The sequence below is a fragment of the Cupriavidus sp. CuC1 genome (genome assembly GCF_044627735.1).
GTDB classification, from domain to species: domain Bacteria; phylum Pseudomonadota; class Gammaproteobacteria; order Burkholderiales; family Burkholderiaceae; genus Cupriavidus; species Cupriavidus ulmosensis.
The window spans coordinates 105,361-112,705 of sequence record NZ_JBIUHC010000013.1; the positions used below are offsets into that span (position 1 = coordinate 105,361).

The 7,345-nt window shown below is 68.4% G+C and carries 8 protein-coding genes; 2 read left to right on the forward strand and 6 right to left on the reverse strand.

Translation table 11 applies throughout. The annotated features are described in order from the left end of the window. Window positions 1-29: 29 nt before the first annotated feature. Genes ACGLHR_RS08445 through ACGLHR_RS08455 form a run of 3 tightly spaced genes read right to left on the reverse strand, consistent with a single transcriptional unit; the run spans window position 30 to window position 3,314 of the window. Window positions 30-2,096, reverse strand: a complete 2,067-nt coding sequence (locus ACGLHR_RS08445) for a sensor histidine kinase (RefSeq protein WP_400093187.1) — start codon at window positions 2,094-2,096, stop codon at window positions 30-32. Next, window positions 2,093-2,374: a PP0621 family protein gene (locus ACGLHR_RS08450; protein WP_400093188.1), complete on the reverse strand. Its 282-nt coding sequence runs from the start codon at window positions 2,372-2,374 to the stop codon at window positions 2,093-2,095. Before ACGLHR_RS08450 ends, ACGLHR_RS08445 begins: the two co-directional genes overlap by 4 nt. Before the next feature lie 7 nt (window positions 2,375-2,381). After that, the gene (locus ACGLHR_RS08455; protein ID WP_400093190.1) at window positions 2,382-3,314 is read right to left on the reverse strand and encodes an inner membrane protein YpjD; all 933 of its coding nucleotides are present in this window, start codon (window positions 3,312-3,314) and stop codon (window positions 2,382-2,384) included. Between the two features lie 103 nt (window positions 3,315-3,417). Here ACGLHR_RS08455 and ffh point away from each other — a divergent pair, with 103 nt between their 5' ends. Together ffh and ACGLHR_RS08465 are read left to right on the forward strand one after the other, a co-directional pair. After that, a complete protein-coding gene (gene ffh / locus ACGLHR_RS08460; protein WP_267604490.1) occupies window positions 3,418-4,812 on the forward strand; it encodes a signal recognition particle protein in 1,395 nt (464 codons plus the stop codon). Between the two features lie 77 nt (window positions 4,813-4,889). Continuing rightward, window positions 4,890-5,432 (forward strand): hypoxanthine-guanine phosphoribosyltransferase, encoded by a 543-nt coding sequence (locus ACGLHR_RS08465; protein ID WP_017224402.1) that lies wholly within the window; start codon window positions 4,890-4,892, stop codon window positions 5,430-5,432. Window positions 5,433-5,454: 22 nt separating this feature from the next. Here the strand turns inward: ACGLHR_RS08465 and ACGLHR_RS08470 are convergent, their stop codons facing one another. The 3 genes from ACGLHR_RS08470 to ACGLHR_RS08480 all read right to left on the reverse strand — a co-directional run. Then, window positions 5,455-6,075, reverse strand: coding sequence for a LysE family translocator (locus tag ACGLHR_RS08470; RefSeq protein WP_400093192.1), 621 nt, complete (start codon window positions 6,073-6,075; stop codon window positions 5,455-5,457). Between the two features lie 116 nt (window positions 6,076-6,191). Further along, window positions 6,192-6,911, reverse strand: coding sequence for a LysE family translocator (locus tag ACGLHR_RS08475; RefSeq protein ID WP_400093193.1), 720 nt, complete (start codon window positions 6,909-6,911; stop codon window positions 6,192-6,194). Between the two features lie 92 nt (window positions 6,912-7,003). After that, a partial coding sequence (locus ACGLHR_RS08480) for a helix-turn-helix domain-containing protein (RefSeq protein WP_400093194.1) occupies window positions 7,004-7,345 on the reverse strand: 342 nt, incomplete at its 5' end.

A 7,345-nucleotide genomic window follows, 5' to 3' on the forward strand; every position in this document is an offset into this window, starting at 1 on the left:
GATCGGGTGGCCGGGCATGCCGGCGCGGTTCAGCCACCCGCGCTGTCCGGCGCTTCGATGCGCATGGTCAGGACAAAAGCCTTGGCCGGCAGTGTATCGCGTGCGGCGGGCGCCAGCATGCCGGTCTGCGCCAGCAGCGCGTCGATCGAAATCGTGCCGTAGCGCACCTGGGCGTCGTTGGCGCCGCATAACTCGCGCGCCATGAACAGCCCGAGGCCGGTGCCCTGGGCGTTGCTGGTAAAGAAGGGCTCGAACAAGGTGCGCTGGTGCTCGCGCGAGACCTCCACGCCATCGTTCCACACGATCAGCTCGGCATGGTGCTGGTCCAGCGCATGAGCCAGCAGGCGGATCGCCCCGGGCAGGCGGCTGCAATAGCGCCAGGCGTTGTCGAGCAGGTTGCCAAGCACTTGCTGCAACTGGGAGGCATCGAAGATGACCGGGCGCGCCACGTCCACCGTGAGCCGGATGGCATTGGCGTTGATCTCGGCCGGACGCGGCATGCGCCGCGCGCCAACCGGGTCGTGGTCCGCAGAGCGGGCGCGCATCTCCAACCGCCAGCGGCCGACGATATCCGGCAGCGCCTGGTTCAGGTCCACCGTGGTGCGCTCGGTGCGCGGGCGGCGCGACATCTGCAGCACGTCCGACACCACCTGGTCGAGCCGGCGCACATTGTCGTGGATGATGCGCAGCAGCCGCGCATCCACGTCGCCCTCCGCGCGTCCCGCCTCGCCCGGGCGCGCGGCCCGTCGGCTGGTTTCGGCCAGCAGCTCGCTGGCCTGGCTGATGGCCGCCAGCGGATTGCGGATCTGGTGCGCCACGCTGGCCACCAGGCGCCCCATGGCGGCCAGCTTTTCCTGTTGCACCTGCTCGGCGATGCGCTCCCAGCTTTCGATATGGACCAGCACCGTGTCGCGCATCTCGCTGCGCAGCAAGGCCTCGTCCTCCGGGCGCCAGGCCATGGCCTCGCGCTGGGCGATGGCCAGGCGCAGCCGGGCCGCCGCCTCGGGCGACAGCTCGTTCCAGGTGCCGGTGTTCATGGCGTTCTGCGCACTGAGCGAGACCGACATCGAGGACGCGAAAGTGGATCGCAGGCTGGCCAGCCCCGGCAGCAGGAAGCGCAGCCGCAGCCGCGTATGCAGGATGGGGCCGCGCCCCGAGGATGGCCGCGACGGCAGCGGCAGCAATTGCAGGATGCGCGGCGCATCGTCCTTGCTGCGCACCCAGTCGCGCAGCATTTCCATCAGCGGCTGCAGGCGGGGAATCTGGCGCAGGTCGAACAGCGCGTCGCGCCCGAAGGCGGGGGCGTCCGTGTGCTTGCCCCGTTCGGCGGGCTGCACGCCGAGCAGCACCACCGCGGCCGGGTTGGCCGCCACCACCACGCCGTTGGCACGCAGCAACATCACGCCGTCCTGCATGTCGTTGACCATCAGCCGGTTGACCAGCTGCTGCAGGCGCAGCGCCTGCTCGCGCGCCAGCGCCAGCCGCTCCTGCGCGAGCTGGCGGTTGGCCAGCAGGTACATCAGCGAGGCCGCGATCATGAAGACCAGCCCGTACAGCCCCGAGCCCAGCAAACCCGCGTCGGCCTGGCGCAACAGCAAGGTCTGCGCGAAGGGGGCGCTCATCACCACCAGCGCCGAAGCTGCCGCCGCGAACAGCGCGAACAGCAGGCTGGTGAGCGCACCGGCCTGCAGCGCGGGCAGCAGGAAGATCATGGCGAGCCCCTCGCCGCGTTGGCCCTGCGCTTGAAAGATCAGGCCCAGCAGGGCGAGATCCGCCAGCACCTGGAAGCGCACCCGCAGGTGAAAGCCGCGCCGCCACCAGAGTGTCGCGACCACCATGACCAGCGCCACCACGGCATAGGGCACGGCCAGCGGCAGCGCACCCGGCCCGATGCCGAACCCGCTACTCAGTGTCTGCGCGGCGCGCTGCGCCGGCAGCCAGGCATAGCCCAGCAGCAGCGCGGCCACCGCCAGCCGGGTCCAGCAGAAATAGCGCAGCAGGCGCCAGTGGAATTCAGGAGGCTCGGGCTGGCGCCACATCGCGGCGAGGGCACGCCAGGCATTCAGGCGGGACCAGAACGAGGCAGGCCCGTTCATGCGGCAGGGCTGTCCGGATCGCTATCGGCCGGCAGGTGGGCGCGCCGGCAGTAATGCAGGCCGCGGTAGGCGATGGCTTCGCCCTGCGGCAGGTGCACGCCGCAGCGCGCGCATTGGACCATGGCTTGCTGCGCGGGCGCAGGCTGGTCGCGGACCGGCGAGCCGTGCGCGGGACCGTGCCGGGCGGCGCGCTCCTCCCGAAGGCGCGCTTGCGCGCGCTGGCGAAGCCACCAGAAACAGCCCAGCAGGACAGCCAGGACAAGGAAGATGCGTGCCATGCCGGCCTCAGATTCGGTGCAGTATGACTTCGATGACGAAGCGGCTGCCAACATAAGCCAGCAGCAGGATGCCGAAGGACGCAATCACCCAGCGCAGCGCGGTGCGCCCGCGCCAGCCGTAGAAGGTGCGCCCGGCCAGGATGCCCGCGAACATCACCCACGACAGCAGCGCGAACACCGTCTTGTGGTCGAGCCGGAAGGCCCGGCCGAACAGTTGCTCGGAGAACAGCAGGCCTGACAGGATCGTCAGCGTCAGCAACACGAAGCCGGCGCCGATCAGGCGGAAAAGCAGCTTCTCCAGCGTCAGCAGCGGCGGCAGCAGGTCGAGCCAGCGGCCCACCCACTGGGCCGGCTCGCTGGCGCTGCCGGCCTGGGGCGAGCGGTTGAAGCCATGCAGGCGGCGTTCCGCCAGCAACATCAGGAAGGCATGGAAGGCGGCCAGCGTGAACAGGCCATAGGCCACGTTGGCAATGATGAAGTGCAGCTTGAACAGCGGCCGCGCCGCGTAGCCCAGGATCTGCGCGCCGGGAAACGCCAGCGGCATCAGGCTGGCGAGCATGGCCACCGGGACCACGATCAGCCCGAGGCCGGCCAGCGAGAAGAAGAAGCTCTCGATCCAGTAGATGCCCACGCCCAGCCACAGCATGGCCGACAGCGCAAAGGCAAAGCCAAACACCATGCGGTCGGCCGGGAAGATGGTCTCGTGCAGCAGCAGGCCGTGGCTGGCCACCGCGGCCAGCATCAGCGCGTGCCACCAGGCCGGACGGCCCTCGCCGCGCCCGCCAGTCCCCCCGCCGCCGTGCAGCAGCACGGTGGTCGCCGCGCCCCCAATGGCACCGCCGGTGCCGGCAGCCGATAGCTGCGGGTTACGCGTTGCCCAGCCGTGATAGGCCAGGCCGCAATAGAGAAGTGCCGTCAAGGCATACAGTACAATGGCCATTTGCACAGTTTACCTTAGCGCCCCGTCCCGGTGGCGCCCCGCTTGAGCCGGGCCAAGAGCCAGCCTCAAGCCTCGATCAAGCTCTATCCCCCGGACTTCTGCCATGCTGGACAATCTCACTCAACGCCTGGCGCGGGTCGTCAAGACCATGCGCGGCGAGGCTCGCCTGACCGAAGCCAATACCGCCGAAATGCTGCGCGAAGTGCGCCTGGCCATGCTGGAGGCCGACGTCGCGTTGCCGGTCGTGCGGGAATTCATCGCCCGCGTGAAGGAAAAGGCACTGGGCGAGGACGTGGTGTCCAGCCTGACGCCGGGCCAGGCGCTGGTGGGCGTGGTGCAGCGCGAGCTGACCGCCGTCATCGGCGGCGAGGAAAGCCTGTCCGCCGACAACAAGAGCGGCGAGCTGAACCTGGCGGTGCAGCCGCCCGCGATCATCCTGATGGCCGGCCTGCAAGGCGCCGGCAAGACCACCACCGTCGGCAAGCTGGCCAAGTGGCTGAAGGAAAACAAGAAGAAGAAGGTGCTGACGGTATCGTGCGACGTCTACCGCCCCGCCGCTATCGCCCAGCTCAAGACCGTGTCCGAGCAGGTTGGCGCCGACTTCTTCCCGTCCCAGCCCGACCAGAACCCGGTGGACATCGCGCGCGCCGCGGTGGACTGGGCGCGCAAGCACTACCACGACGTGCTGATCGTCGACACTGCGGGCCGCCTGGGCATCGACGAAGCGATGATGAAGGAAATCGCCGCGCTGCATGCCGAGATCAAGCCGGTCGAAACCCTGTTCGTGGTCGACGCCATGCTGGGCCAGGACGCGGTCAACACCGCGCGCGCCTTCAATGACGCCCTGCCCCTGACCGGCGTGGTGCTGACCAAGCTGGACGGCGATGCGCGCGGCGGTGCCGCGCTGTCGGTGCGCCACATCACCGGCCGCCCGATCAAGTTCGTCGGCGTTGGCGAAAAGCTGGACGGCCTCGAGCCTTTCTACCCCGACCGCATGGCCCAGCGCATCCTGGGCATGGGCGACATCCTCGCGCTGGTCGAGGAAGCCCAGCGCGGCGTGGACATGGAAGCGGCCGAGAAGCTGGCCAAGAAAATCAAGAAGACCGGCGACTTCGACCTGGAAGACTTCAAGGCACAGATCGGCCAGATGAAGAAGATGGGCGGCCTGGGCAGCCTGGTCGACAAGCTGCCGGCGCAGTTCGCCCAGCAGGCGCAGGGCGCCAATATGGACGTGGCCGAGAAGCAGGTGCGCCGCATGGAAGGCATCATCAACAGCATGACGGCCGCCGAGCGCGCCAAGCCCGACCTGATCAAGGCCAGCCGCAAGCGCCGCATCGCCACCGGCGCCGGCGTGCCGGTGCAGGAAGTCAACCGCCTGCTCAACCAGTTCGACCAGATGCAGAGCATGATGAAGAAGCTCAAGGGCGGCGGCATGATGAAGATGATGCGCCAGATGGGCGCGATGAAGGGCGGCATGAAGGGACTCTTCAACCGCTAAGCCATCCGGCACGGCGGCGCCCGCTCCCGGGCGCCGCGCCACCCGCAAAAGACAGAGACTGAGACAGGATCCACATCATGATGACCGCCGAACAGGCCCGCGAACTGTGGGCCAACTCCGAGGAAATCGTCAGCGCCGAGGCCGTCCAGGCATCGCTGGACCGCATGGCGGGCGAGATCACGGAAAAGATGGGCGATACCTTCCCGCTGGTGCTGTCGGTGATGGGCGGCGCAGTCGTCTTCACCGGCATGCTGCTGCCCAAGCTGGCGTTCCCGCTGGAGTTCGACTACATCCACCTCTCGCGCTACAACAACAAGACGGTCGGCGGCGAGATGCAGTGGCGCGTGGCGCCGCGCGAGTCGGTCAAGGGCCGCACGGTGCTGGTGCTGGACGACATCCTGGACGAAGGCGAAACCATGGCGGCCATCCGCCAGCGCATCATGGACATGGGCGCGACCAATGTCTACGCGGCCGTCCTGTGCGAAAAAGTGCTGCAGAAGGCCAAGCCGATGCACCCGGACTTCTGCGGCTTCACTGTGCCCGAGCGCTATGTCTTCGGCTGCGGCATGGACGCCCACGGCTACTGGCGCAATCTGCCCGCCATCCGGGCCTTGCGCTAAGCCCTCGCGCTCAGGCCTCGCGTTACGGCCTGGCGCTGACGATCGGCCACAGCGAGGCCAGCAGCATCAGCGCCATCGCCACGTTGAACAGGCGCAGCACCCGCGGCTGCGCCAGCCAGCGCCGCATGGCCGAGCCGAACACCGCCCACATCGCCACGCTGGGCAGGTTGATCACGGCGAACAGGCCGGACAGCAGCAACACATTGAGCCAGACATTGCCGTGCAGCACGTAGGTGCTGCACGCGCCCACCGCCATCACCCAAGCCTTGGGATTGACCCACTGGAACGCGGCCGCCGCCAGGAAGCCCATGGGCTTGCCCACCTCCTGGTCCTGGATGCCGCCCGCGGTCGCCAGCTTCCACGCCAGCCAGGCGAGATAGGCCACCGCCACCACGCGCAGCACCTGCCAGGTCCACGGCAACGCGGCGAACAGCGATCCCAGGCCGAGGCCGACCACCGCCACCATCAGGCCGAAGCCGATGCTGATGCCCAGCACATGGGGCACCGTGCGGGCAAAGCCGAAATTCACGCCCGAAGCCAGCACCATGGTGTTGTTGGGCCCCGGGGTGATCGACGACACAAGGGCAAACGCGCAGAACGCGGCAAACACGCCGGATCCGGCAACAAGCTGGGGAACTGCCATGACAGGCTCCATCACACGCAAAAATGGAATGGAGCTAGTCTAGCCATGCACAACTGTACAGTACCGGTACAGTTGACCATAAAACTGGCGATACGGCTTGCCGTGTGGCGCCCGCATCATGGCAACCACGGCTTCGCTGCGTTGACGACATCGAGCGCGTTGAGCGCATCAAGTGCATTCACCGCCACGATCAGCGCGATACCCCATAGCACCACGCCGGTCGCCCGCTCCACGCCGCGTACCGAGCGGGCAAAGCGCGCGCGCACCAGCGGATGGCGCACGCCCCAGGCCACCAGCATGTCCCAGCCGAAGACCATGGCGAACATCCAGCCGCCATAGCCCAGCTGGACCGCCAGCGGCGTGCGGGTGCCGGCCAGTACCGAGAACAGGCTGGCGTAGAACAACGCATTCTTGGGGTTGAGCACGGCGGACAGGAAGCCCGTCACGAGTTGCGCCGCATACGCGGCGCGGCCGGCGCCCTGCACCTGCTGGCTATCTGTGCCATTTGCACCATTTGCGCCGGGCAGCGCCGTCTCGCCGCTGGCGCGCAGCAGCCGCCAGCCCAGCCAGGCCAGGTACAGGCAACCCGCCCACTGCAGCAGCATGAACACGCCCTGGCTAGCGCGGGTAGCCGCCAGCCCGGCGATGGCCAGCCCGATAAACACGCCGTTGCCCAGGGCGATGCCCAGGCAGACGGCGCTGGCGCGGCCCACGCCATGCACCAGCGCGCTGCGCACTACCAGGAAAAAGTCGGGCCCGGGGCTGAGCAGCGCGAGAAAATGCGCGCCCGCCACCATGGCAAATTGGCCGAGGCCGGAATCAACAGGGAAATCCACGCCAGTCCTTTCGTGTCTTCGGATGAGCACGAAGTCTGGGCCGCAAGAGGGCGGCAAGTATTGGAGAAAATTGCGCGCGACGGCTCAGCCGCTCAGCCGCTTCGGCGCTGGTAGCTGCGTGGCGTCAGCGCTACGCGCTGCTTGAAGGCGCGCTGGAAGTGGCTCTGGTCGGAGAAGCCCAGCACCTGGGCGATCTCCGCCGGCGCCCCGCCCGCGCGCAGCAGCTGGCGCGCGTGGTTGATGCGCAGATCCAGCTGATAGGCATGCGGGGTCATGCCGACGTCAGCCCGGAAGGCGCGGATCAGCTGGTAGCGGCTCATGCCGGCGCCGCGCGCCAGCTCCGCCAGCGGCAGCGGCTCGGCATGATGCGCATGCAGCAGCGCGACGAGGCGGGCCAGCCGGGCCTCGGGCCTGAGCGGCTGGCGCGGCGCGCG